At 70.1% G+C, this 23,497-nt stretch carries 29 protein-coding genes; 8 read left to right on the top strand and 21 right to left on the bottom strand.

What is annotated here, in order from left to right; all coding sequences use genetic code 11:
* Positions 1-192 precede the first annotated feature (192 nt).
* The 4 genes from rplT to ACFV9G_RS23180 all read right to left on the bottom strand — a co-directional run bounded on the left by rplT (position 193) and on the right by ACFV9G_RS23180 (position 2,421).
* Positions 193-576, bottom strand: a complete 384-nt coding sequence (rplT, locus tag ACFV9G_RS23195) for a 50S ribosomal protein L20 (protein ID WP_141804418.1) — start codon at positions 574-576, stop codon at positions 193-195.
* A 46-nt stretch (positions 577-622) separates the two neighbouring features.
* The gene (locus tag ACFV9G_RS23190; protein WP_141804417.1) at positions 623-835 is read right to left on the bottom strand and encodes a 50S ribosomal protein L35; all 213 of its coding nucleotides are present in this window, start codon (positions 833-835) and stop codon (positions 623-625) included.
* A 67-nt stretch (positions 836-902) separates the two neighbouring features.
* Positions 903-1,646, bottom strand: a complete 744-nt coding sequence (gene infC / locus ACFV9G_RS23185) for a translation initiation factor IF-3 (protein ID WP_378730347.1) — start codon at positions 1,644-1,646, stop codon at positions 903-905.
* Positions 1,647-1,926: 280 nt separating this feature from the next.
* Positions 1,927-2,421: an SseB family protein gene (locus ACFV9G_RS23180; protein WP_378730345.1), complete on the bottom strand. Its 495-nt coding sequence runs from the start codon at positions 2,419-2,421 to the stop codon at positions 1,927-1,929.
* Positions 2,422-2,509: 88 nt separating this feature from the next.
* On the opposite strand from ACFV9G_RS23180, the gene ACFV9G_RS23175 reads away from it, so the two are divergent.
* The gene (locus tag ACFV9G_RS23175) at positions 2,510-2,974 is read left to right on the top strand and encodes a hypothetical protein (protein ID WP_378730343.1); all 465 of its coding nucleotides are present in this window, start codon (positions 2,510-2,512) and stop codon (positions 2,972-2,974) included.
* Between the two features lie 59 nt (positions 2,975-3,033).
* On the top strand, positions 3,034-3,534 hold the full coding sequence (locus ACFV9G_RS23170; RefSeq protein WP_378730341.1) for a 4-amino-4-deoxy-L-arabinose transferase: 501 nt from the start codon (positions 3,034-3,036) through the stop codon (positions 3,532-3,534).
* 70 nt (positions 3,535-3,604) lie between these two features.
* Here the strand turns inward: ACFV9G_RS23170 and ACFV9G_RS23165 are convergent, their stop codons facing one another.
* From ACFV9G_RS23165 to ACFV9G_RS23145, 5 genes are all read right to left on the bottom strand, one after another.
* The gene (locus ACFV9G_RS23165) at positions 3,605-4,552 is read right to left on the bottom strand and encodes a TauD/TfdA dioxygenase family protein (protein WP_378730339.1); all 948 of its coding nucleotides are present in this window, start codon (positions 4,550-4,552) and stop codon (positions 3,605-3,607) included.
* 30 nt (positions 4,553-4,582) lie between these two features.
* Positions 4,583-5,491 carry an ABC transporter permease gene (locus ACFV9G_RS23160; protein WP_378730337.1) on the bottom strand — a complete coding sequence of 303 codons (909 nt, stop codon included), beginning with the start codon at positions 5,489-5,491 and terminating at the stop codon, positions 4,583-4,585.
* Positions 5,484-6,713 (bottom strand): glycine betaine/L-proline ABC transporter ATP-binding protein, encoded by a 1,230-nt coding sequence (locus ACFV9G_RS23155; protein ID WP_378730335.1) that lies wholly within the window; start codon positions 6,711-6,713, stop codon positions 5,484-5,486. The genes ACFV9G_RS23160 and ACFV9G_RS23155 overlap by 8 nt, the downstream gene beginning before the upstream one ends.
* The gene (locus tag ACFV9G_RS23150; protein WP_378730333.1) at positions 6,713-7,669 is read right to left on the bottom strand and encodes an ABC transporter substrate-binding protein; all 957 of its coding nucleotides are present in this window, start codon (positions 7,667-7,669) and stop codon (positions 6,713-6,715) included. Before ACFV9G_RS23150 ends, ACFV9G_RS23155 begins: the two co-directional genes overlap by 1 nt.
* A 129-nt stretch (positions 7,670-7,798) precedes the next feature.
* A complete protein-coding gene (locus ACFV9G_RS23145) occupies positions 7,799-8,674 on the bottom strand; it encodes a LysR family transcriptional regulator (RefSeq protein ID WP_378730331.1) in 876 nt (291 codons plus the stop codon).
* A 59-nt stretch (positions 8,675-8,733) separates the two neighbouring features.
* Between ACFV9G_RS23145 and ACFV9G_RS23140 the strand changes: the two genes are divergently transcribed.
* The 3 genes from ACFV9G_RS23140 to ACFV9G_RS23130 are packed head-to-tail and all read left to right on the top strand — an operon-like array spanning position 8,734 to position 11,719.
* Positions 8,734-9,639 carry an aldose 1-epimerase family protein gene (locus tag ACFV9G_RS23140; protein ID WP_378730329.1) on the top strand — a complete coding sequence of 302 codons (906 nt, stop codon included), beginning with the start codon at positions 8,734-8,736 and terminating at the stop codon, positions 9,637-9,639.
* The gene (ccmA, locus tag ACFV9G_RS23135; protein WP_378730327.1) at positions 9,636-10,274 is read left to right on the top strand and encodes a heme ABC exporter ATP-binding protein CcmA; all 639 of its coding nucleotides are present in this window, start codon (positions 9,636-9,638) and stop codon (positions 10,272-10,274) included. Before ACFV9G_RS23140 ends, ccmA begins: the two co-directional genes overlap by 4 nt.
* Positions 10,271-11,719: a DUF6297 family protein gene (locus tag ACFV9G_RS23130; RefSeq protein ID WP_378730325.1), complete on the top strand. Its 1,449-nt coding sequence runs from the start codon at positions 10,271-10,273 to the stop codon at positions 11,717-11,719. The genes ccmA and ACFV9G_RS23130 overlap by 4 nt, the downstream gene beginning before the upstream one ends.
* 4 nt (positions 11,720-11,723) lie before the next feature.
* Here the strand turns inward: ACFV9G_RS23130 and ACFV9G_RS23125 are convergent, their stop codons facing one another.
* From ACFV9G_RS23125 to ACFV9G_RS23110, 4 genes are all read right to left on the bottom strand, one after another.
* Positions 11,724-12,938: an SGNH/GDSL hydrolase family protein gene (locus tag ACFV9G_RS23125; RefSeq protein WP_378730323.1), complete on the bottom strand. Its 1,215-nt coding sequence runs from the start codon at positions 12,936-12,938 to the stop codon at positions 11,724-11,726.
* Positions 12,939-13,029: 91 nt separating this feature from the next.
* Positions 13,030-13,497: a PH domain-containing protein gene (locus ACFV9G_RS23120; protein ID WP_378730321.1), complete on the bottom strand. Its 468-nt coding sequence runs from the start codon at positions 13,495-13,497 to the stop codon at positions 13,030-13,032.
* Positions 13,481-14,350 (bottom strand): ATP phosphoribosyltransferase, encoded by an 870-nt coding sequence (gene hisG, locus ACFV9G_RS23115; RefSeq protein ID WP_378730319.1) that lies wholly within the window; start codon positions 14,348-14,350, stop codon positions 13,481-13,483. The genes ACFV9G_RS23120 and hisG overlap by 17 nt, the downstream gene beginning before the upstream one ends.
* An 8-nt stretch (positions 14,351-14,358) precedes the next feature.
* The gene (locus ACFV9G_RS23110; protein ID WP_378730316.1) at positions 14,359-14,679 is read right to left on the bottom strand and encodes a phosphoribosyl-ATP diphosphatase; all 321 of its coding nucleotides are present in this window, start codon (positions 14,677-14,679) and stop codon (positions 14,359-14,361) included.
* A 50-nt stretch (positions 14,680-14,729) separates the two neighbouring features.
* On the opposite strand from ACFV9G_RS23110, the gene ACFV9G_RS23105 reads away from it, so the two are divergent.
* Together ACFV9G_RS23105 and ACFV9G_RS23100 are read left to right on the top strand one after the other, a co-directional pair.
* The gene (locus ACFV9G_RS23105; protein WP_378730313.1) at positions 14,730-14,984 is read left to right on the top strand and encodes a helix-turn-helix domain-containing protein; all 255 of its coding nucleotides are present in this window, start codon (positions 14,730-14,732) and stop codon (positions 14,982-14,984) included.
* Complete coding sequence (locus ACFV9G_RS23100) at positions 14,981-15,601, top strand: hypothetical protein (RefSeq protein ID WP_378730310.1); 621 nt, start codon at positions 14,981-14,983, stop codon at positions 15,599-15,601. Before ACFV9G_RS23105 ends, ACFV9G_RS23100 begins: the two co-directional genes overlap by 4 nt.
* A gap of 22 nt (positions 15,602-15,623) precedes the next feature.
* Here ACFV9G_RS23100 and ACFV9G_RS23095 read toward each other — a convergent pair whose 3' ends face one another.
* The 4 genes from ACFV9G_RS23095 to ACFV9G_RS23080 all read right to left on the bottom strand — a co-directional run bounded on the left by ACFV9G_RS23095 (position 15,624) and on the right by ACFV9G_RS23080 (position 18,874).
* Positions 15,624-16,157, bottom strand: a complete 534-nt coding sequence (locus ACFV9G_RS23095; RefSeq protein ID WP_378730307.1) for a gamma carbonic anhydrase family protein — start codon at positions 16,155-16,157, stop codon at positions 15,624-15,626.
* Between the two features lie 11 nt (positions 16,158-16,168).
* Positions 16,169-17,203, bottom strand: a complete 1,035-nt coding sequence (locus tag ACFV9G_RS23090; protein WP_378730304.1) for a cation diffusion facilitator family transporter — start codon at positions 17,201-17,203, stop codon at positions 16,169-16,171.
* Entirely contained in the window at positions 17,200-17,556 is a 357-nt protein-coding gene (locus ACFV9G_RS23085; protein ID WP_378730301.1) for an ArsR/SmtB family transcription factor, read from the bottom strand. Before ACFV9G_RS23085 ends, ACFV9G_RS23090 begins: the two co-directional genes overlap by 4 nt.
* Before the next feature lie 76 nt (positions 17,557-17,632).
* A complete protein-coding gene (locus ACFV9G_RS23080) occupies positions 17,633-18,874 on the bottom strand; it encodes a DUF222 domain-containing protein (RefSeq protein ID WP_378730298.1) in 1,242 nt (413 codons plus the stop codon).
* Positions 18,875-19,316: 442 nt separating this feature from the next.
* On the opposite strand from ACFV9G_RS23080, the gene ACFV9G_RS23075 reads away from it, so the two are divergent.
* Positions 19,317-19,928: a class I SAM-dependent methyltransferase gene (locus ACFV9G_RS23075; RefSeq protein ID WP_378730296.1), complete on the top strand. Its 612-nt coding sequence runs from the start codon at positions 19,317-19,319 to the stop codon at positions 19,926-19,928.
* Positions 19,929-19,979: 51 nt separating this feature from the next.
* Here ACFV9G_RS23075 and ribH read toward each other — a convergent pair whose 3' ends face one another.
* The 4 genes from ribH to ribD are packed head-to-tail and all read right to left on the bottom strand — an operon-like array spanning position 19,980 to position 23,405.
* Positions 19,980-20,462 carry a 6,7-dimethyl-8-ribityllumazine synthase gene (gene ribH / locus ACFV9G_RS23070; RefSeq protein ID WP_378730294.1) on the bottom strand — a complete coding sequence of 161 codons (483 nt, stop codon included), beginning with the start codon at positions 20,460-20,462 and terminating at the stop codon, positions 19,980-19,982.
* Entirely contained in the window at positions 20,459-21,745 is a 1,287-nt protein-coding gene (locus ACFV9G_RS23065; protein ID WP_378730292.1) for a bifunctional 3,4-dihydroxy-2-butanone-4-phosphate synthase/GTP cyclohydrolase II, read from the bottom strand. Before ACFV9G_RS23065 ends, ribH begins: the two co-directional genes overlap by 4 nt.
* Positions 21,742-22,338: a riboflavin synthase gene (locus tag ACFV9G_RS23060; RefSeq protein ID WP_378730290.1), complete on the bottom strand. Its 597-nt coding sequence runs from the start codon at positions 22,336-22,338 to the stop codon at positions 21,742-21,744. The genes ACFV9G_RS23065 and ACFV9G_RS23060 overlap by 4 nt, the downstream gene beginning before the upstream one ends.
* A complete protein-coding gene (gene ribD, locus ACFV9G_RS23055; protein WP_378730288.1) occupies positions 22,338-23,405 on the bottom strand; it encodes a bifunctional diaminohydroxyphosphoribosylaminopyrimidine deaminase/5-amino-6-(5-phosphoribosylamino)uracil reductase RibD in 1,068 nt (355 codons plus the stop codon). The genes ACFV9G_RS23060 and ribD overlap by 1 nt, the downstream gene beginning before the upstream one ends.
* Positions 23,406-23,497: the final 92 nt, after the last annotated feature.

The raw sequence follows: 23,497 nt of genomic DNA, 5'->3' as shown, positions 1-23,497 counted from the left end.
CCGGACTCAATCTTGAGTCCTTCCCCCCCCCGGGGGGGTAATGGAACTGTTTGCTAGCCGTTCGGGGCGGAATTGCCCCGCCCGGGGGGAAAAATGCCGCCAAGTCGAACGGTCCCGAGCACGCAGCGACGCCCGCCTCCGCTGATGCGTCGACGGGCGTCCCTACGAGATCTAACTCAGCCGAGATCTGGCTCAGGCGTTCGCCGGGGCGTTGACGTCCTCCGGCAGCGCAGCCTTGGCCTGGGCGACGATCGCGTTGAACGCGGCCACGTCGTTGACGGCGAGCTCGGCGAGGATCTTGCGGTCGACCTCGATGCCGGCCAGGTTGAGACCCTGGATGAAGCGGTTGTAGGTCATGCCCTCGGCACGCGCGGCGGCGTTGATCCGCTGGATCCACAGCTTGCGGAAGTTGCCCTTGTTCTTGCGGCGGTCGTTGTAGGCGTAGACCAGGGAGTGGGTGACCTGCTCCTTCGCCTTGCGGTAGAGGCGCGAGCGCTGGCCACGGTAACCGGAGGCCCGCTCGAGGGTGGTGCGACGCTTCTTCGCAGCGTTCACTGCGCGCTTGACGCGTGCCATTTCAGTGCTCCTTGAATGCTCTGGGGAAAGTTCGGGTGATCAGCGGTCAGAGACCGAGCAGCTTCTTCGCGCGCTTGACGTCGGCGGGGGCGAGCTCCACCAGACCGGCGTTGCGACGGTGCTTCTTGCGCGAGCCGGTCGTCGGCGCGGAGGCGAACGCAGCGCCGGACTTGCGGCCGGCCTGCAGGCGCTGGATCTTCCCGGAACCGGTCACCTTGAAGCGCTTCTTGGAACCGGAGTGGGTCTTGTTCTTCGGCATAGTTCTTCCTTCTCTCGTCGTCCGGCCGGTCACGGGGCGCCGCGGCGGCGGAAGTCAGTGGATCGACTCAGAGGTCGATGTCGGGGTCGAGGTTCTCCGAGCGGCGCTTGGGCTTGGGAGCCGACACCGGGCGGGAGGCGTTCGCGGCCGTACGCTCCGCCTTCTCGGCGGCCTCGTCGGCGGCGCGCTCGGCGGCCTTCTCCTCCTTGGCCTCCTTGGCCTCGACCTTGGCGTCGGCCTTCTTCTTGTGGGGGCCGAGCACCATGATCATGTTGCGGCCGTCCTGCTTCGGCGAGGACTCGACGAAGCCCAGCTCCTGGACGTCGTCGGCCAGCTGCTGCAGCAGGCGGAAGCCGAGCTCGGGACGGTGCTGCTCACGACCACGGAACATGATCGTGATCTTCACCTTGTCCCCAGCGTTGAGGAACCGCACGACGTGACCCTTCTTGGTCTCGTAGTCGTGCTTGTCGATCTTCGGACGAAGCTTCATCTCCTTGATGATCACGTTCGTCTGGTTTCGACGGGCTTCACGGGCCTTCTGGGCGTTCTCGTACTTGAACTTCCCGTAGTCCATGAGCTTGCAGACCGGCGGCTTGCCCTGCGGGGCGATCTCGACCAGGTCGAGGTCGGCCTCCTGGGCCAGGCGCAGCGCGTCAGGGGTCGGCACGATGCCGACCGTCTCTCCGTTGGGACCAACGAGGCGGACCTCGGGAACCCGGATCCGGTCGTTGATACGAAGCTCAGTGCTGATGTGTCCTCCAGTTGTTGTGGCTGCGGAGGCTCTGGATCTCGGTTTCCGGGCCGCGTGCACGGGCGGTCCGGAAATCAAAAAAGGCTTCCGCTGGATTGTCACAAGCGGAAGCCAGTCAGGACGCTCACCCACGATCGGGCTCGCACCACCGAATCCATAGACCCATGAACTTCTGGGACACTGTCTTCGGGACCGGACCCGACGACCTCTGTTGCTGGGCGGTCGATGCGGGTGGGAGAACGCTGTCGTGATCTCCGCTTGTTGGATCGAACCGACGGCGTACGTCGGCTGATCGGTCAACACGGAACACTACTGCAACATTCCCCGCGGTGCCCAATCCTTAGGGCCGCACCCAGGCCGTACGCGGCCCGACGGTCGCCAGCTGCCAGCCCTCGGCGACCTTGTGCAGGTCATCGCCCTCGATCGCGAACGGGACCGGACCGGCGAGATCGAGCACGAGGGCATCGGCGCCGTCGTGGACGGCGGCCTGGGCCGCATCGCGCAGCGAGACCGGTACCGGGCGGGCGTCGGCCTGCCACGCCTGCAGCGGCGCGGTGCCGGTGAACCCGAGCAGCGCCTGCCGGCCGTCGGCGCCGGTGAGCAGCACGGTGGCCATGTCGGAGGACTTGTCGTGGGCCAGACCGGCATCGTCGACCTCGACCTCGCCCAGCACCGCGACGACCGGGACCAGCACCCGGGCGGCCGCCAGGACGGTGAGCACGTCGGTCTGCGTGGCCCGGCCCGCGGCGTACGACCTCATCACCGTCGCCACCTCGGCGCTGGTCTCGCCGGTGTCGCCGGGAAATGCGGTGCCGAGAAGTCGCTTGTCGTTCATCGCTTCCATTGAACCTCAGCCGAAGATCAGGGCCGATATCGGGGACAGTCCGGGTGCCGGACGACCGGGACGGTGGAAGACTGTGGGCATGGACCAAGGCGCCTACCTCGCACTAGCCGCAGCGCTCACCGTTCTGGGCGCGATCTGGACCTGGGTCGCGTTCCGACGGCGCGGCCTCGGAGCCGGCGTGAGGGCCTTCGGGTGGACGCTGCTCGCCCCGGCGGCCTACCTGACCGGGCTGCTGCGCGCCGGCAGCCGGATCGTCGACGCGATCGGCGACTGGGCCGCACGCCTGGTCTTCAGCCCGACCGTCTGGATCGGGTTCGGCCTCGCCGCGATCGCGATCGTGCTGATCTTCGTCTCCCGCCTCCTGCCCACCAAGGAGAAGCCGAGCCGAGCAGCCCGGAAGGGGGCCGCCGGCGCAGCGCCCGCAGGCTCGGCCGGCCCGGCCTCGGTCGCGGCTCCGAGGACGGCCAAGGGCCCGGTGGTCGACGACGATGACGAGGACATGGCCGACGTCAACGACATCTTGAAGAAGTACGGCATCTCCTGACGTTGACCGGCTCCACTGATCGCTTCGGCCAGCCGGCCGCCGATCTCCTCACGATCGCGATGAGCCGTCCAGCCACACTCGGTCCCGGACGGCTGATCTGCATCGACGGCCCTGCGGGCTCAGGAAAGACGACGCTGGCCACGTCCCTGGCCGAGATGACCCGAGCCCCGGTGATCCACATGGACGACCTGTACGCCGGCTGGGACGGTCTTGCCGACGGCATCGCCCAGCTCGAGACGATCCTGCTCCCCCTCGTCGAGGGAGCCCCCGGCTCCTACCGCCGCTACGACTGGCACGCCCGCGTGCACACCGAGACCGTGCTGGTCCCACCGAGCCCGCTGCTCGTCATCGAAGGCGTCGGCAGCGGCGCCGCCGCGTACGACGGCTTCCGCACCGCCCTCGCCTGGGTCGACGCACCCGAGGAGGAGCGCAAGCGACGCGGCATCGACCGCGACGGCGACACCTTCGCACCCCACTGGGACGCCTGGGCGGCCGCCGAGACCGACCACTTCACCGCCAACGACACCAAGGCCCGCGCCGACGTCGTGGTGCAGACCTAGCCCCCGCTGGTCGAGCCGCGAGGCCGCCTGCGGCCGAGCGTGCCGGCTCCGGCGGCTCGACCAGCGGAGGTCAGGAGATCAGCTCGTCCAGCCGGCTGTAGGCCCGCGCGTCACCTTGGAGGACCTCCGAGCGCCGCCCGTCGACCGAGACCGGTACGTCACCCGCGACCGTGACCCGGCGCATCTCGCGCGGGTGATGGTCGAAGTCGGCGACCGCGTAGTGCTGGGTGGCCCGGTTGTCCCACATCGCCACGTCACCGGGCTGCCAGGCCCAGCGGATGGTGTTCTCCAGCTTGGTGACCCGGTCCTGGAGCAGGTTGAACAGGTGGATCGACTCGGTGGAGGTCAGTCCCTCGAACTCCTTCACGAACGAGCCGAGCACCAGCGACCGCTCCCCCGTCTCGGGGTGCACGCGGACGACCGGGTGCCGGGTCTCGAAGTGGATCGAGGCGAAGTCGTCGCGGGAGTAGTTGGCGTCGGGCTGCTCGTGCTCCTCGTCGCGCTGGGCGTAGTCGTAGGAGTTGGTGTGCACCGCCCACAGTGCCTCGGCCAGCGCCTTCAACGGCGCCGGGAGCCGGTCGTAGGCGGCCACGGTGTTCGCCCAGATCGTGGTCCCACCGTAGGGCGGCAGGGTGACCGCGCGGAGCACCGAGATCGCCGGGACCCGGTCCACGAAGGTGACGTCGGTGTGCCACGCGTTGGCCGCCATGCCGGCGTTCGCGGTGACCCTCAGCACCCGCCCGGAACCGGTGTTGACCGTCGGGTGCGCGGTCGTCAGCTCACCGAACCGGGCCGCGAAGGCGCTCTGCGCCTCGTCGGTGAGCCCGTCCTGGCCACGGAAGAAGAGCACCTTGTGGCGCAGCAGGGCGTTGCGTACGTCCTGGATCTGGGTATCGTCTGCCTCGGCCAGGTGCAGGCCCTCGATGACGGCGCCGATCCGGGCGCCGGCGCGGCGGATCCGTACGCCCGAGGTCGTCTCGACGACGTCCGCGGGCCGGTGCAGCTCGGTGATGGTCACGTTCGTTCTCCTCCGATCGGGGATTGCGGGTCAGGCGGGGGTGAGCTCGGGTTCGGCGGTCCTCACGTGGGCACCGCGACCGCGGCCGAGCTTCGGCCACCACGACGGCACCAGGCCACGCTGGCCACCGAGCGCAGCCGAGACCCGGTCGAGGTAGATCGCGATCACGACGACGGCCAGACCGCCCTCGATCGAGGCACCGATCTGCAGGCCCTGGACGGCGTTGACGACCACTCCACCGAGGCCCGAGCCGCCGACCAGGCCGGCCACGACGACCATCGAGAGGGCCAGCATGATCACCTGGTTCACCCCCGTCATGATCGACTCGCGCGCCAGCGGGAGCTGGACCTCGCGCAGGATCTCCCAGCGGCCGGCGCCGAAGGCGGTGGCGGCCTCGACGGTCTCGGGGTCGACCTGGTTGATCCCGAGCTGGGTGAGCCGGACCGCGGGCGGCAGCGCGAACACGATCGTGGCGACCAGACCGGGCGCGTCACCGACGCCGAAGAAGAGGATCGTCGGCAGCAGGTAGACGAAGACCGGCAGCGTCTGCATCAGGTCGAGGATCGGCCGCAGCGCGGCCCGCAACGGTGGCGAGAAGGCCGACCAGATGCCCAGCGGGATGCCGATCACCAGCGCGACGAGCGCCGCCACGAGCACCGAGGTGGTGGTCTGCATCGTCTCGTACCACAGGTCCATCGACTCGATCAGGAGCAACCCGGCGGTCAGCACCAGGGTCAGCACGACCTGGCGGGTGACGACCAGCGCGATCACGGCGAGCACGATGATCATCGCGATCGGCGGCAGCCCGCCGAGCACGTTGTAGACCATCCGGAGCAGGAAGTTCAGCGCTTCCTTGATGCCGTCGAAGAACGGACCGAGGTTGTCGGTGAGGAAGTTGATGACGTTCTCGCCGATGTCGCCGATGTGAAGATCAGGCATGGGCCACCTCCGCGGCCTCGTCGTTCACGGTGGAGAGCGCCGAGAGGATCGCGCCCCGTGGCACCACGCCGCGCAGCCTGCCGTCCTCGTCGAGGACGGTGACTGGCACGACCTGGCGGCCCGCCAGATGCATGAAGTCGCCGATCACGTCGCTCTCCTTGACCTGGTGGAAGTCCTCGCCCAGCGCGCCGTGGACGCTCGTGGCGCCGCGGCGGGTCAGGCTCACCAGCCGGTCGTCGGTCACGACACCCAGCAGCCTGTCGTCCGCGCCGGTCACGAAGGCACCGGTCACCTCGTTCTCTCCCAGCCTGCGCAGCGCGTCGTGAGGCGTGATGTCCTCGGGGAGCACGAGGCGGGCCGGCCGGATCAGGTCGGCGGCGCTGAGCACGCGCGCCCGGTCGACGTCGGAGACGAACTCGCTGACGTAGTCGTCGGCGGGATGCGCCACGATCTCGGGTCCGGGGGCGAGCTGGATGACCCGTCCCTCGCGCATCACCATCACCCGGTCGCCGATCCGCATCGCCTCGTTGAGGTCGTGGGTGACGAAGACCGTGGTGCGCTGGTCCTGGGCCTGGAGCTCGACCAGCAGGTCCTGCATGTCGCGCCGGATCAGCGGGTCGAGCGCCGAGAACGGCTCGTCCATCAGCAGGATCGGCGGGTCCACCGCCAGCGCGCGGGCCAGACCCACCCGCTGCCGCATGCCGCCGGAGAGCTCGTGCGGGAACTTGTCGCCGCGCCCACCCAGGCCGACCCGGTCGAGGGCGGCGTCGGCCTTCTCGAGGCGCTCCGGCTTCGCGATGCCGCGTACCTTCAGGCCGTACGCCGCGTTCTCCCGCACCGTCCGGTGCGGGAAGAGCGAGAAGTGCTGGAAGACCATGCCGATGCCGTTGTTGCGGAGCTCGCGCAGCCGCTGATCGGAGACCTTGGTGATGTCCTCGCCGTCGATCAGGAGCTCGCCGGCGCTGGGCTCGTTGAGCCGGTTGATCATCCGCAGCACGGTCGACTTGCCCGAGCCGGACAGGCCCATGACGACGAACATCTCCCCCTTGGCGATCTCGAAGTCGATCTCGTGGGCGCCGAGATAGCCGCCCGCGGCGGCGGCCGCCGCGCGGGGGTCCTGGGCGGCCAGCGCCCTCTCGGCCTGTCTCCTGCCGAGCCCGTAGACCTTGCTCAGCCCTCGCCCGACGATCGCGGGCTCGGCGGTGTGGTTCGTCTCGCTCATCAGATCTCCGCCTTCTCGCCGTCAGCGTCCTCGACCCCGTCGAGGAACTCGGCAACTCTGTCGGGGTTGTCGTCGATCCACGCCTCGGCGATGTCGGCGAGCTCCTTCCCGGACTTGTCGTGGTCGTAGTAGAACTGGCCGGCCTCGTCGGTGGTGAAGGTCAGGTTCGCGAGGAGCTCGGCGATCTCCGGGTTGTCGTCCTCGAACCCCTTGCGGGTGACGGTGCGGATCTCACCGGCCCCGCCCCAGACCTTGTCGGGGTCCTCGAGGAAGGCGGCGTCGAACTGCACGGTCATCCAGTGCGGGCTCCAGCCGAGGAAGACGATCGGCTGGCCGGCCTTCTGCGACTTCTCGACCTGGGCGAGCATCGCCGGGGTGCCGCTGGCGACCAGCTTCCAGTCCCCCAGGCCGTACGCGTCCTCGTCGATCGCCTTCTGGATCGTCTCGTTGCCCGGGGAGCCGGCCTCGATGCCGTAGATCTTCTTCCCGAACCTCGCAGCGTTCGCGTCGAGGTCGGCGAGCGAAGCGATCCCGAGCTCCTCGGCGACGTCGCCGGGGATCGCCGGGGCGTACTCGGTGCCCTTCACGATCGTGGAGAGCACCTCGACGTCGCCTGCGTCGATCGGGTCGCCGAAGCTGGGCTCCTGCGAGGGCCACCAGTTGCCGAGGTAGGCGTCGATCTGGCCCGAGGAGACCGCGGTCGCCGCGTTCTCTACGGACAGGTTCTTCTTGATGCTCGCGTCGTAGCCGAGCTCATGGAGGATCTGGACGGCGATCTCGTTCTCGACCTGGAGGTCGACCCACGGCTGCTCGGCGAGGACCACCGAGTCCTCGGCTCCCCCGGAGTCGCTCTGGGCGAAGCCGTCACGCTCGCTCGCGGTCGTGCAGGCGGTCAGGGTGCCGGCTGTCACCGCGATGGCGAGGGCTGCCACGGCAAGGCGTTGGGGGCGGCGCATGCGTGCTCCATCCAATCGGTTCATATATGTCTAACACACTAGACATTGACCTTTCGGGTGTTCCAGCACGTCCGCGCACTGAGCAAGACCAGGATCGAGATGCTGCGATAGATAATCTCTATATCTCGGTCAGAGATCGGTGAGGTCCTGAGCCAGCGCGACGAACTGCTCGACCAACGCGTGACCGCGTTCCTCCAGCCACACCAGGGACACGCTCACCCGGGCCACCGGGACTAGCGGCACGATCTGTGCGCCGGCCCGCGACGCCGCTCCGGCGATGCCCTCAGTCAGCACCGCCACCCCGGCACGGGCCAGCACCAGCGGGATGATCGAGGCGACGTGTGCCGTCTCGATGGCGACCTCGGTGGGCAGGCCGGCGGCCTCGAGGCGGGCATCGAGGAACGTACGCAGCGCCGTGCCGGCCGGCGTCGCGATCAGGCCGATCTCGGCGAGCTCCTCGATCCGGACCTCCTCCGGTGCCTCGCCCGAGGGCGGCAGGACCGCCACCAGCTCGTGCTCGGCGAGCCGGTGCGAGCCGAACGGGCCGTGCGGCGTCGCGCCGTCGATCAGCCCCACGTCGGCCTCGCCCTTGCGCACCTGGTCCAGGACGTCGGATCGGTGCTGCGGGTCGGTGACGACCACCTGCGCGGCGGGCTGGATCCGCCGGAACTCGGCCAGCACCGGCACCAGCGGCTCGACCGCCCACACCGTGCTGGAGGTGATCCGCAGCCGGCCGAACCCCTCGTCCGAGACCGACCGCACCGCGCCCGCGGCGAGCTCGAAGCCGCGTACGACCCGGCGGGCCGGACCGAGCAGCGCCGACCCCGCCGGGGTGAGGCGCACGCCCCTGCCGTGACGCTCGAAGAGCGGACCACCGAGCTCCCGCTCGAGCCCCCGCACGGCGTACGACAACGACGGCTGGGCGACGTGGAGCCGCGCCGCGGCGCTGGTGAAGCTGCCCGCCTCGGCGATGGCGAGGAAGAACTCCAGCTGTCGTCGCTCCATGGCCCGAGGCTAACCCGACCGGTCATCGGTCGTACCGGCCACCTCGATAGCCTGTGAGCGTGCTGAGACCGAGTGGAGAGCAGTTCACGATCGACGGCGGGGGCTACTCCGCGACGGTGACCGAGAGTGGCGGCGCACTGCGCCTGCTGTCCTACGAGGGGCGGGAGCTGATCGCGGGGTTCGGCGACGACGAGCAGTCCAGCGGCGGCAAGGGTCAGCTGCTGGCGCCGTGGCCCAACCGGGTCCGCGACGGCCGCTACGAGTTCGGCGGGAAGAACTATCAGCTCGGGGTCACCGAGGTCGCGCGCAACAACGCCTCCCACGGGCTGGTGCGCTGGGCGCAGTGGCTGCCCATCGAGGAGGCCAAGAGCTCGATCACCCTGGCCACCCGGTTGATGGCACAGAGCGGCTACCCGTGGACGCTCGACCTCGAGGTGACGTACGCCATCGGTCCCGATGGGCTCACCGTGACCCAGGCGGCGACCAACCACGCCGACTCCCCCGCGCCCTACGCCGTCGGCGCCCACCCCTATCTCACCGCCGGCGCCGGCCCGGTCGATGCCTGGACGCTCACCCTCCCGGCGCGGACCCGGCTGCTCTCCGACCCCGAGCGCAAGCTGCCCACCACGAGCGAGCCGACGGCCGGCACCGACTACGACTTCACCTCCGCCAAGTCTGTCGGCGACGTCGTCCTCGACCACGCCTTCACTGACCTCGACCGCGGCGAGGACGGACGGGCGACCGTCACGATCCAGGGCCCCGACGGGGGCGTCGCGCTCTGGGTCGACGAGCGCCACCCGTGGCTGATGGTCTACAGCGCCGACGACCAGTCACCCGCACGCGGCGGTCTCGCCGTCGAGCCGATGACCGCTCCCCCGGACGCGTTCAACTCCGGCACCGACCTGATCGCGCTCGCCCCCGACGAGCGCCTCGAGGTCACCTGGGGCATCACCGCGGTCCGATGACCCTGCTGAAGGTCTCCGGGCTCAGCAGGTCCTACGGCGAGCATGCCGTCCTCGACGGACTCGATCTGACCCTCGAGCCCGGACAGGCGATCGCCCTCACCGGGGCGAACGGGTCCGGGAAGTCGACCCTGCTGCGCTGCGTCGCCGGCGTCGACGAGCCGACGACCGGCGAGGTGCTGCTCGACGAGAAGGCGTACGACGAACGCTCCGCGCAGGTGCGCCGGGACGTCGCCACCCTCCTCGACGACCTGGACCTCTTCCCCGACCTCGCGGTCGTCGAGCATCTCGACCTCCTCGCCCACGCCCACCGGGTCGAGGACCCCACGGGCACGGTCGACCGTGTGCTCGAGGAGGTGGGCCTGATCGATCAGGCGAGCCAGCTGCCCGGCTCACTCTCCTCAGGCCAGCGTCAACGCCTCGCCCTGGCGTCGCTGCTGGTGCGACCCCGGCGGCTCCTCCTGCTCGACGAGCCCGAGCAGCGGCTCGACGCCGAGGGCGTCGACTGGCTCGCCGGACTGCTCGCACGCGAGAAGGAGGCCGGCGTCGGGATCCTGTTCGCCAGCCACCATCCGGCCGTCGTCGAGGCCGTGGCCGACGAGGTCGTACGCCTCGGGTCCTCGCCCGACACCGCATGACCACCGACGCCCCGACACCCGCCGAGATCCGCGGACTGATCCGATCCTGGCGTCGCGGCCGGGTGACGGCACCCTGGGGAGAGATGCTCTACCAGGCATACCTCGGCCTGCTCACCGTCCTCGTCTACGGCTCCGGGCTGGTGAGCGCGGTGATCAACGCTGGGCAGGCCGTCGCGGCGTGCACCGGCGAGACGTGCGTCGGGACGCGCACCGCAGGACCGGTTCTCGTCGTGCTGATCTGGCTGGCGCTGGGTGCCGCGGTGCTTCGGCTCCTGGGGCCGCTCATGGCGTCTCCGGCGACATCGGCGATGGTGCTCTCGACGCCGGTGGACCGCGGACGGTGGTTGCGGCGCCAGTACTGGACCATGCTGGTGCTCGCCGCCGTGGCCGCGGCGGCCCTGGCGGCCCTCGCAGCGGTGACGGCGGGATGGCCGCTGATCACGGTCGGCGCCCTGGCACTGACCGCGGCCGCGCTGGCGTCGATGACGTACGCGGCCGGGGCCGTGGCCCAGTCACGAACCCGCTCGGTCTGGCGGATGATCGGGCCGATCGCCGCCCTTGCGGCCCTCGCCGCCCTGGCAGGCGTGGCCGCCGGGATCACGAGCGGGTTCGCACCGCCGGCCGGCGAGCGGTGGTGGCTGGCACCCGCTGCGACGGCGCCGCTCGCCGGTACGGTGGCCGCACTCGGTCACCGCCGCCTCGGCGGGCTCCGTCGCCGTGACCTCACCCGCGGGCACGGGTTGGCGAACGGGCTCTCCGGTGCGCTCGCCGGGCTCGACACCGCTCTGGCCTACGACGTCGTCCTGCAGCACACCAGCAGGCAGCGCGCTGTCGTTCGGCCCCGGCGTCCGCGCGGGCCCAAGGGGCCGCTGGCGCTGGTCACGGCCGACGTCATCAGGCTGGGCCGGACACCGCTGCGCATGCTGGTCCTGGCGGCCGCGGTCCTGCCGGCGTACGCGCTCGAGGCGGCCGGCGCCGGTGCCCTGACCGTGCCGGTCATGGTCGTGGTCGGGTTCTGGGCCGCTGTCCCGTTCGGCGCCGGCGTGCGGGTCCTGTCGCGCTCGAGCGGGCTCGTGCGACTGTTGGGCGCCAGGTCCTGGCAGCTCCGGCTCGGGGCTCTCCTCGTGCCGACGGTGCTGCTGGTGGCGTACGGCCTGGGCTGTCTGTGGGCGCTGCCGCATCCGCTGCTGGCGCCCGCTGTCGGCCTCGGCGCACTGGCGGCGTGGACCCGGTGGCTGTCCGCGCCGCCACCGGACTACGCCTCGGTCATGGTCTCGACGCCGATGGGTGCCATGCCGGTCACGCTGTTCATCAATGCGGCACGAGGCTTCGACATCGCCGGGCTGGTGAGCATCCCGACGCTGTTCGCCCCTGACGCGGCCGGGGCGACGATCTCGATGGCGCTGTCGGCGATCACTCTCGCGGTCCTCGTCGGCCGGCGCTGAACCCTCAGCGGTCACACTCCAGCAGCCCGAGGTCGAACGCATCGGCCATCGCCGCGTAGCCGGCGTCGCCGGGATGGAGGTGGTCCCCGGAGTCGTAGGCGGGCAGGAACCGCGCCGGTCGTGCGGGGTCTCGCGTGGCCGCGTCGAAGTCGACGACGTCGTCGAACTCGCCGGAGGTTCGGATCCACTCGTTGACCGCGACCCGCACCCGCTCGCGCGCGGGGGTGTAGCGGCTGCCGCCCTCGAACGGGGTGAGGCTGGCGCCGACGACGCACACGTCCTCGGCATGCGCCTGGGCGATGAGATCGCGGTAGGCCCCGATCAGGTCGGAGGCCTCGTCGGCGTCGTCCCAGCGGATGTCGTTGATCCCCGCCAGCAGCACGACCGTCGAGACGCCGGGCTGGTCCAGGGCGTCTCGCCGGAAGCGGTCCAGGCCGCGCTGGCCACCGGTCGAGTCGGCGAGGACGCGGTTGGCGGAGATGCCCTCGTTCATCATCCCGAACCGGCCGGCGAACGAGCTCGCCGCCACCCGGTCGGCCAGCACGTCGGGGTAGCGCCGGTCGGCGCCGACCGTGGAGCCGTTGCCATCGGTGATCGAGTCGCCGAAGAGCACCACGGTCTTGACGCGGCGCGGCTTCTCGACGACGACACTCTCGACCCAGTACCAGCTGGAGATCTCCGTGGTGAACGCCGCACCCGACTCCTCGCCGGCCACGTCCGCGCCCGCCGTCCCGGAGACGTAGGAGGTCTGCGTGGCCACGTCGTGCCCGGTGATCGGGCCGCTGTCACCGACGACGTGGAAGCTCACCGCGAGGGTCGTATCGGCCGGCACCGCAGCCTCGAGCGGATCGCTGAGCACCTCGGTGCCGGGGGCGACGGTTACCTGATCGGCACCGTCGAAGGTCAGCTGCCGGTTCGTGCCGGACACCACCGCGGCACCGTCACCGGCCAGACCCAGGTGTGCCGAGGCGAAGGTCACCGGACGGTCGCCGAACGCGTTGGACAGGGTGATGCGTACGCCGGAGCCAGCCAGCGAGGTGTGCACCAGGTTGCGCACCGACCGGTCCGCCAGGCCGGCGGCGCCGGTCTGACCGCCCACCTCGTCGGCCGAGGCACCCCAGGTGCCGACCTGGTGCACCGGCGCGGCCTGGGCCGGCACGGTCGAGGCCAGGGTGAGCACCGCCGCCAGCACGGCGATGGCACGAGTCCATGTGATCACGCAGATACGCTAGGACGCTGCGGGCATGGCTATCAGCAGTTCCGGCGAGGATTCCCCGAAGCGTAGTAAACGGTTCGCCGCAGGGTCGCCGCTACGACAGCTCTTCGGCCAGCGCGCGCAGCGTGCGGACAGCCTTCTTCGACGAGCCTCCGTCGGAGGCCTGGATGCCGAGCGCGGAGATGTTGTGGCCCGAGGCCAGGTCGATGTTGGGCCACGGCGCGCCGCGAGGGAAGTTGATCGCGAGGACCTCGGCCCACTCCAGGTCGCGGCGCTTGAAGCCGTTGACCACGGTCAGGCCGTCGGTGCGGGCGACGACCCGCGACCTGGTCAGCGCGTACACGCAGGTCACGATCCCGAGGCCCACGGCGCCGAAGGTGAGCCGCTCGAACATGGTCACCTGGGCCTTGATCTCGGGCGTGAAGCCGACCCAGACCATCGTGCACATCACCGCGAGAGCCGCGACGAGGAACCAGCCCATGACGCGGGCCCCGAGCGGGCGCCAGGTGTGCGGCAGCTTCACCGGTCGCTCAGCTGCGGTGGGATCAGATCCGGCAGGCATTGATCTCCGTCAGCAGGATCGCGCGGGCACCCACGGCGTACAGGTCGTCCATCAGCTTCTGCGAGCCCTTGCTCGGCACCATCGCGCGGACGGCGACCCAGCCCTCGCGGTGCAGCGGGCTGACCGTCGGACCCTCGAGACCGGGCGTCATCGCGGAGGCCTCGGCGAGGAACTCGGCGCGGATGTCGTAGTCCATCATCACGTAGCTGCGCGCGATCAGGACGCCGTCGAGGCGGCGGCGGAAGGTCTCGTACGCAGCCCCCAGCTGGGCGCCCGAACGCGTGATCACCACCGCCTCGGAGTGCATGATCGGCTCACCGAAGATCTCCAGGCCGGCCTGGCGCATCGTGGAGCCGGTCTCGACCACGTCGGCGATCGCGTCGGCGACACCGAGCTGGATCGAGGTCTCCACGGCGCCGTCGAGCCGGGTCACGCTCGCGTCGATCCCCTCGCGCTCGAGGAAGGCCGAGACGACCCCGACGTAGGAGGTCGCGATCCGCTTGCCGCGGAGCTCCTCGGTCGAGGTGAAGTCGCCGGCGCGGCCGGCGAAGTGGAACCGCGATCGGCCGAAGCCGAGCCCGACCACCTCGTCGGCCTTGGCGCCGGAGTCGAGGAGCAGGTCGCGGCCGGTGATGCCGATGTCGAGAGTGCCCTCGCCGACGTAGAGCGCGATGTCGCGCGGGCGCAGGTAGAAGAACTCGACGCCGTTCTCCTCGTCGATGAGGGTCAGGCGCTTGGAGTCCTCGCGCTGGCGGTAGCCCGCCTCGCGCAGGAGCTCGGAAGCCGCGACGGAGAGCGAGCCCTTGTTGGGCACGGCGATCCGGAGCATGTCGGTCGGATTGTTGTCAGGCATGGGGTTCCCTACAGGTGTGAGTAGACGTCGTCGATCGAGATGCCGCTGGCGAGCATGAGCACCTGAGCGTGGTAGAGCAGCTGGGAGATCTCCTCCGCGGTCGCTTCCTTACCCTCGTACTCGGCCGCCATCCAGGACTCGGCGGCCTCCTCGACCAGCTTCTTCCCGATCGCATGGACCCCGGCGTCGAGCTGTGCCACGGTGCCGGATCCTTCAGGTCGGGTCCGGGCCTTCTCACTCAGCTCGGCCCAGAGCTCGTCGAACGTCTTCACGAGCGTCAACACTAGGCCGTATGCGACCCGGCCCCCGAATCGTCTCACCGAATCCATAGCAGTTCTGCTATGGACAGGCATAGCAGAACTGCGATACCTTCGATTTCATGAGCATCGACGACGAGGACACCGCGTTCTACGTCGGGATCGCCGCCCAGGTCACCGAGCATCGGGTCGCGCGGGGCCTGTCCCAGCGCGAGCTCGCCGAGCTCTGCGGCACGACCCAGTCGGCGATCGCTCGACTGGAGTCCGGCTCCCGCCCTCCCAAGATCGACACCCTTCTCCGGGTGGCTGCCGCCCTCGACTGCCGTCTCGAGGTCGGCTTCCACGCCCGCACCCGAGCCCACAGGAGCACGCCATGAAGACCACCATCTCCGCCGACGAGGTCGAGTCGACCCGCAGCGAGCGGTTCCTGGCGGTCGCACTGACCGCCTTCCTGCTCGTCGGCACCGTCTGGTTCTACGTCAAGGTGGCCGGCTGGTGGCCGCTCTACATGGACTGGGACCAGTGCAATAACGGCGAGACGGCGTGTGAGATACCCGGTCATGAAGCGATGCAGATCGGCTTCCGCCTCGGCTTCATCATCCTGCTCTGCCTGGTCGGATTCTGGGTCCTCTACCGGCTGCGACGCAGCGGCTCGCGCTTCCTTCCGCTCGGCTTCGCCCTCGCCGCGACCGGCGTGATCATGGCCCTGGTCTTCGCCTTCCACTACACCTTCGAGTACGCCGACTTCGGGCCGCTCATCCTGTCGCTGCTCGGCGCCGCGGCCACCGTCGGCGTGTTCGTCGCCGTCCAACGGCTCCTGGCCAAGCGGATCCCGGCCATGCGCGTCCGCAAGGGAGACTGCCCCTACTGCGGCTATCCGGTCCGCGGCAAGCACTGCGAGGGCTGCGGCCGCGAGACCATCGCCCCGTGCTCGACCTGCGAGGCCGACCGCCGGGTCGGCACGCTCCACTGTGTGGAATGCGGCGCCGAATGAACCCTCAACCTCAGGGTCAGGGTTAGCCCTGCACCGGGCGTACGGTCGCCCGGTGCAGCTTCATGAACTCGACGTAGCCCGGCGCGTTGAGCTCCAGGATCACGGCGGGGTTGGTGCCGGGCTCGATCGTGCCGCGGATCTTGGCCGGGACACCCATGACCAGCGAGTGGTCCGGGATCTCGGTCCCCTCGACCACCATCGCGCCGGCCGCGATCAGGCAGCCGTCACCGATGACGACGGAGTCGGAGACCACCGCCCCGTTGCCGATCAGCGACCCGGTCCCGATCCGGTCGCCGTGCACGACGCAGCCGTGCGCGACCGTGCTGTGCGGCCCCATCTCGAGCGAGGATCCCGGGCGTACGTGCAGCACCGAGTTGTCCTGCACGTTGGAGCCCTCGCCGATGACGATCGGCCCGACGTCGGCGCGCAGCACCGCGCCGTACCAGACGCTGGCGTTGGGCCCGAGGCGTACGTCACCGATCAGCGTCGCGGTCGGCGCCACCCAGGCGTGGGGATGGATCTGCGGACTCTTGCCGTCGAACTCGAAGATGTTCATCGACGCAGATCCTAGGCGTGCGCGCCGTCGGGGCTGACGTGGAGGACCACGCTGGTCAGCCGCGGCAGTGCCTCCAGGAGGTGCTCCTCAGCGTGGTGCGCGATGTCGTGGCCGGCGGAGACCGGGAGGTCGGCGGACACGGTGATGTCGCCGTCGGCGTGGAGGGTGTGCCCGATCCACCGCAGCCTCAGGCTGCGGACCTCGAGCACGCCGTCGACCGTGCCGACCGCCTCCCTCGCCCTGCGGACGTCATCAGGGGTGACCGCGTCCATCAGCCGGGCGCCGACCTGCTTGAGCGCCGAGCGCAGCACTCCGAGGATCGCGACCGCGATCAGCAGCCCGATCAGCGGGTCGGCCCACGGCATCCCGACCGCGACTCCGGCAGCACCGAACACCACGGCCAGCGAGGTGAACCCATCGGTACGCGCGTGGAGCCCGTCCGCGACCAGCGCCGCCGACCCGATCTGGCGGCCCACCCGGATCCGGTAGCGCGCGACGATCTCGTTGCCGCAGAACCCGACCACCCCCGCCGCCGCGACCGCCCAGACGTGCTCGACCTCGCGCGGATGGAACAACCGGTCGACGGCCTCCCAGGCCGCCAGGATGCTGGACAGGGCGATCATCGCCACGACGAACAGCCCGGCCAGGTCCTCGGCCCGACCGTACCCATAGGTGAACCGGTCGTTGGCCGGGCGCCGGGCCAGCCAGAACGCCACCAGCAACGGCACCGCGGTCAGCGCGTCGGCGACGTTGTGGAGCGTGTCCCCCAGCAGGGCCACCGAGCCGGTCAGACCGACGACGACCGCCTGGATGCCAGCCGTCAGCGCGAGGACACCGAGGCTGATCCACAACGCCCTGCGGCCCCGTACGTCCGCCTCGAGGGCTTCGTCGACCTGATCCGCGGCATCGTGGGAGTGCGCTCCGAAGACGTCCGAGACCGCATGGCGGAAGCGGGCCCATCCTCCGCCGTGCGCATGCCCGTGCCCATGACCGTGCCCGTGACCATGGCCTTGGTCGTGTCGGTGATCGTGCAGCGTGTGGGTCATGCCGACTCGTCCCCCGACCGGTGATGCGCCGGGACCTGGTCCAGCAGATGCTCGACGTGACCGATCGTGTCGAGGACCAACTGGCGCACGTGCCCGTTCTCCACGCGGTAGAGCACCGATGTCCCCTCCTTCCGCGTGGTCACCAGCCGCGCCATCCGCATCTTCGCCAGATGCTGCGAGACCCCCGGCACCGGCTTCTCCAGCATCCCGGCGAGCTCGGAGACCGACCGCTCCTCGTCCAACAACAGCCCCGCCACCTGCAGGCGCGTGGGATCGGCCAGCATCCGCAGCACCTCGACGGCGAGGGTGACCACGTCGTCTCCCCACACCGGAGGTTGCGTATTTGCATGCATGCGCAAATTATAGCGCTAACTGATTCCGAGGATCTCTCGGCTTCATCGAAGTGAGACGGACGCGCTGTTGACCGACCTATGTGCGTCTGGTGAAGCGGATGTCGCCGCTGGGCAGGCGCTCATGGAGGTACGCGGTGTCGTGGGCGCGGTGGTGGTGATGGGAGCAGAGCAGGGCGGCGTTGTCGAGGTCGGTGGCGCCGTCTTGGGCCCAGGCGATCCAGTGGTGGGCTTCGGCCCAGGTGCCGGGGATGTCGCAGCCTTCGGCCTCGCAGGTTGCTGACCGCAGCAGGAGTGCTCGGCGTTGGGCGGCGGTGAAGAACCGTTCCTTGCGACCGAGATCGAGGACCTCGGAGTCTCCCCCGAGGACGGCGGGGATGAGGCCGGCGGTGCAGGCCAGGCGCCTGGCTTCGGCTGCGGTGATCGGGGTGCCGCCGAGGATCTCGGCGACCCCGGCCTGTTTGCGGAGCTGGTCGATGTCGATGGTGACGATCACGGTGGTGGCGTCGCCGCCGTGGATGGGGAGCCGGGCGGGGTCGAGGGTCTCGAGCATCTGGCAGAACGCGAGCCCGAGCCTGCGGTCGTAGGGCAGGTACTCGCCGGTCTCGGTGCGGGTGCCGTCATCGCGTCGGGGTGAGGCGAAGGCTTCGAGGTTGGTGGCCAACCGGTCCGCGGCCGCATCCGGAACCACGGCGGAGATCCGGGTGGTGCCGTCCCCGAGGCGCCGCATGGCCAGTCGGGTCTTCTTCCGGGCGTGGGCCTCCTCGGCAGCGAGCCGTTTGGCTTCTTCGGCTTCAGCGATCTCGGGGGCGATCAGGTCCAGGATCCGGTGCCCGAGGCGGCGTAGCCGGGTGGGGTCGAACTCGGTGGCGTAGCCGACCAGCGTCTCCTCGGCCTTGGCCCGGATCTCGGGGTCGAGGCCGGCTGGGAGGTCGTCGAGGGCTGCGACGATCACCTGCGCTTGGGCGGGGTTGCAGGCACCGGCGCGCATCGCGGCCGCGACCTGGTGGTAGGTCCGGTCCAGGGCATCGGCGAGCCGCAGGTCGGCGCGCAGGGCCTCGGGGCGCTGGTGGGTGTGGTGATGCAACCACGCCGCCACATCCCGAGCAGCCGAGTCGGTGGCCACATCGTCGGCGGTGGCGAGCACCCGCAGTTCGAGCTCGGCCAGCTGCGCCTTGGCGCGGGCGATCTCGAGCAGCGTGGCGGCCTTCTGATCGGTGGCCATGAACACCGGGTTCGCCCCAGCAACCCGCTCAAGGGCGCCGGTGATCGCGACCACGGCCCCCAGCACAGGATGCTGGGGCTGTTGCAGCGTGGTCATCGAACCGGTCACCTCCCGACGTACGAACTCAAGGATCTGCCCATGCAGATCCATCTTGGTTCGCTGGTCTCGGAGGCCCGGCAGTACGGGCTATTACTTACCCTCGCAGCTCAGCGTCGACGCCCCTGGTTCCCCTGGATTACCCCTCACCCGTTGTGTCCCGGGCGGAAAGGCACGCCTCTTGAGAGGTGGTCGGCCATCACGTTCACGCCTGCGCCGAGCCTACCACACGAAGCAAAACAAATGAACCCAATCAGGGACAGATATCCCAAGCCAAAGCCGAACCGCTGCTGGAAGCCCGCAAGACAGGTAAATGGCACCCCACCCAGACACCCGGGCTTGTAAATCTCCCAACCCAAGCCACGTATTGGCCCCACCCACGCTGGAAGTCCGCACAGACCACACGGCACCCCCAGCCGAATCCCGTTACCCTCTGTCACCGATGACCATGACCGAGATCGGCGCAGCCTACGACCGCCGCGCAGCCGAGTACATCGACCTGTTCGGAAAGATCGACCAGCTCGCCGAGCGCGACCACAACACGATCACCACCTGGCGAGACACCACGACCGGCCGCCTATTAGATGCCGGCTGCGGCCCGGGCCTCTGGAGCAAGGAACTCACCACAGGCGGCGTACGTGACGTGGTCGGACTGGATGCCTCGGCCGAGTTCGTCGCCGCCGCACGGGCGCGGTACCCAGACGTCAGCTTCCAGCGAGCCGACCTCGCGGCGATCCCCCTGAGCGACAGCTCGGTCGGCGGGATCCTGGCGTGGTACTCGATCATCCACACCCCACCCGCCGAGCTCCCCGCCATCCTGGCCGAGTTCGCCCGTGTGCTCACCCCCGGCGGATCGGCGCTGGTCGGCTTCTTCGACGGCGAGCCCGGCGAGGCGTTCGACCACGCGGTCCACACCGCCTACTACTGGTCGGCGGAGGCACTCACCGATCTGCTCACCCCGCACGGGTTCGTCGTCGAGCAGGCATCGACCCGGCAGGACCCGGGCGCCCGCCGACGTCAGGGCGATCTGGTGGCGACACTCAGCAGGTTGTGAAGCTGAAAGTGACCTATAGGCCACTCTCAGCTTCACAACCTCCACAGCACCTCAGTAGTGGCGTACGCAGTCGCGCAGGGTGAGCGCGGTCTCCATGGCCGCCGCGGCGGCCTCGTAGCCCTTGTCCTCGCTGGACCCCTCGAGCCCGGCCCGGTCGAGCGCCTGCTCCTCGTTGTCGCAGGTCAGCAGGCCGAAACCGACCGGAACCACGTGGTCGATCGCGACCCGGTTCAGCCCGTCGGTGGCGGCCGAGCAGACGTAGTCGAAGTGGGGGGTGCCGCCGCGGATGACGACGCCCAGCGCGACGATGGCGTCATAGCCCGACTTGGCGAGCGCGGCCGCGGCGACCGGGAGCTCGAAGGCGCCCGGGACCCGGACGACCGTCAGGCCGCCGACGGCGGCGTCCTTCAGCGCCCGCTCGGCGCCGTTCAGCAGGCCGGCCATCACCTCGTCGTGCCAGCGCGCGGCCACGACGGCGACCCGCAGATCGCTCGCGTCGACGACCTCGGGGGTCGGGGCTCCCTTGCCACTCATCGGTTCTCCTCAGTCAGATCGCGCCCGGACAGATCGGGCAGCTCGTGACCCATGCGGTCACGCTTGGTCAGCAGGTAGGCGAGGTTGTGCTCGTTGGGTCGCGGGGTCAGCGGCACCCGCTCGGCGACCTCGACACCGTAGGCCTCGAGGTGGCTCACCTTCTCGGGGTTGTTGGTCAGCAGGCGCACCGAGTCGACCTTGAGGTCACGCAGGATCTGCGAGGCGGCGCCGTAGTGGCGCGCGTCGGCCGGCAGACCGAGGTCGAGGTTGGCGTCGACGGTGTCGCGACCGCCATCCTGGAGCTGGTAGGCCTGCAGCTTGGCGAGCAGCCCGATCCCGCGGCCCTCGTGCCCACGCAGGTAGACCACCACACCGCAGCCCGCCTCCGCGATCCGCGAGAGAGCCTCGCGCAGCTGTGGCCCGCAGTCGCAGCGCCGCGACCCGAAGACGTCCCCGGTCAGGCACTCCGAGTGCACTCGCGCGAGCACCGGGTCGCATCCGGCGATGTCGCCGTAGACCAGCGCGACGTGCTCGACCTGGTCGTCGATGGTGCGATAGCCGTACGCGGTGAAGTCACCGAACTCGGTGGGCAGCCGGGTCGCCGCCTTGCGCTCGACCAGCACCTCCGTACGCCGCCGGTAGGTGACCAGGTCGGCGATCGAGATCATCGCCAGACCGTGCTCGTCGGCGAACTCCCGCAGCTGCGGGGCGCGCTGCATGGTGCCGTCGTCGTTGACCAGCTCGACCAGCGCACCGGCAGGCTCCAGACCGGCCAGCCGGGTCAGGTCGACCGCGGCCTCGGTGTGGCCGACCCGCACCAGCACTCCGCCCTCGCGTGCCCGCAGCGGGAAGACGTGCCCCGGCCGGGTCAGGTCCCCGGCCCCGGAGTGAGGGCCGGCGAGCAGCCGGGTCGTGAGCGCCCGGTCGGCGGCCGAGATGCCGGTCGAGACGCCCTCGCGGGCGTCCACCGAGACCGCGTACGCCGTCTGCTTGCGGTCCTCGTTGACCCGGGTCATCGGCGGCAGGTCGAGGGCGTCGAGCCGCTCCCCCGGCAGCGCCACGCAGATCACGCCGGAGGACCAGCGGATCGCGAAAGCCATCACCTCCGGGGTCGCCAGCTCGGCGGAGAAGATCAGGTCTCCCTCGTTCTCCCGGTCCTCGTCGTCGACGACCACGACCGGTTTCCCGGCCGCCAGGTCGGCGATCGCGTTCTCGACCGGATCCAGCCGGATCCCCACGTACTGCTCGGTGCCTGATGAATTCAATCCAGTCTCGATATTCACGGCCGAACCCCTCCCAGAAGCTTCTCGACGTGCTTGGCGATGATGTCGGTCTCGAGGTTGACCTCGTCACCGACGGCCCGGAACCCCAGCGAGGTACGCGCCAGGGTCTCGGGGATGAGGCTGACCGTGAACGCGTCCTCGGTCACCGAGACCACGGTGAGGCTGATCCCGTCGACCGCGATCGAGCCCTTCTCGACGACGTAGCGCACGAGCTCCTCGGGCAGCGAGATCGTGACGACCTCCCAGTGCTCGCTGGGCTCGCGGGAGACGATGCGGCCGACCCCGTCGACGTGCCCCTGGACGATGTGCCCACCGAGCCGGGTGGTCGGCGTGACCGCGCGCTCCAGGTTGACCTGGTCGCCGGCCGAGAGCGCGTGCAGGCTGGTCCGCTTGAGCGTCTCCAGCATCACGTCGGCGGTCCACTCGTTCTCTCCCAGCGTGGCCACGGTCAGGCAGCAGCCGTTGACCGCGATGGAGGCTCCCAGCTCGGCGTCCGAGAGCACCGTGTCGGCGGTGATGGTCAGGCGTACGGCGTCGCCCTGGTCCTCGATCCCGGCGACGGTGCCGAGCTCCTCAACAATCCCGGTGAACATCACTGCTCCCCTTTCTGTGGTTCCAAGACGAAACGGACGTTCGGCTCCTCGCCGGCGGCGGCTGGTGCGAGTACGTCGACAGAGCGCACCCGCGGCCGGAAGGCGTCGGAGATGGTGGTGATCCCGAGGTCGGCGACGGCCGAGCGGCCCGCGCCGAGCAGGAACGGGGCGACGTAGACGACGATCTCGTCCACGAGTCCCGCGTCCAGGAAGGCAGCGGCCAGCGTCGGCCCGCCCTCGAGAAAGACATGGCGGCGCTCGCGCTCCCACAGCGCAGCCAACGCCGAGCGCGGGTCGCGGGTGCGCAGGTGCAGCGAGGGCGCCTGGGCGTCGAAGATCCGGCGGTCCGCGGGGAGGTCGCGCTCCCCCATGACGACCCGCAGCGGCTGTACGCCGACCACCCGGTCCTCCAGGTCCCGAACCGTCAGCGCGGGGTCGTCGACCTCGACCGTGTTGGTCCCGACCAGCATCGTGTCGCTCAGCGCCCGCAGCTTGTGGGTGTCGAGTCGCGCGGCGCGCGAGGAGACCCAGCGCGAGGTGCCGTCGGCGGCGGCGCTGCGACCGTCGATCGTGGTGGCGAACTTCCAGGTGACGTAGGGGCGCTGCAGCTCGGCCGCGCGCGTCCAGACCCGGTTGACCTCTCGGGACTCCGCGGCGTACAGGCCCTGCTCGACCTCGATCCCCGCTTCCTTCAGCCGCTCCGCTCCCCCGGCAGCGACCGGGTTGGGGTCGGCCTGGGCGAAGACGACGCGGGCGACGCCGGCGTCGATCAGCGCCTGCGAGCAGGGTCCGGTGCGGCCGGTGTGGTTGCACGGCTCGAGCGTGACCACCGCCGTCGCTCCGCGGGCCGCCTCCCCGGCCTTCGAGAGCGCGTCGACCTCGGCGTGCGCGGTCCCCGGCCCGCGATGGAACCCCTCGGCGATCATCGACCCGTCCGGCCCCAGGAGTACGCAGCCCACCCGAGGGTTCGGATAGGTGGCAGGCCCCGGGGCGCCGATCGCAGCGGCCAGGTCCAGGGCGCGACGCATCGCCCCCGGCTCCGGGTCACGCTGGTCCAAGCACTTCATCTGATCCCCTCTGGTCCGTCTCGCGGACTCCGGGGTCAGGCTCGAAACATCGCGCCGCACCCTGTCGAATCAGGGTGGTCACGACGAATCGG

The sequence above is a fragment of the Nocardioides sp. NPDC059952 genome (assembly GCF_042730435.1).
Lineage (GTDB): Bacteria > Actinomycetota > Actinomycetes > Propionibacteriales > Nocardioidaceae > Nocardioides.
This window is presented reverse-complemented; position numbering and strand designations above follow the sequence as displayed.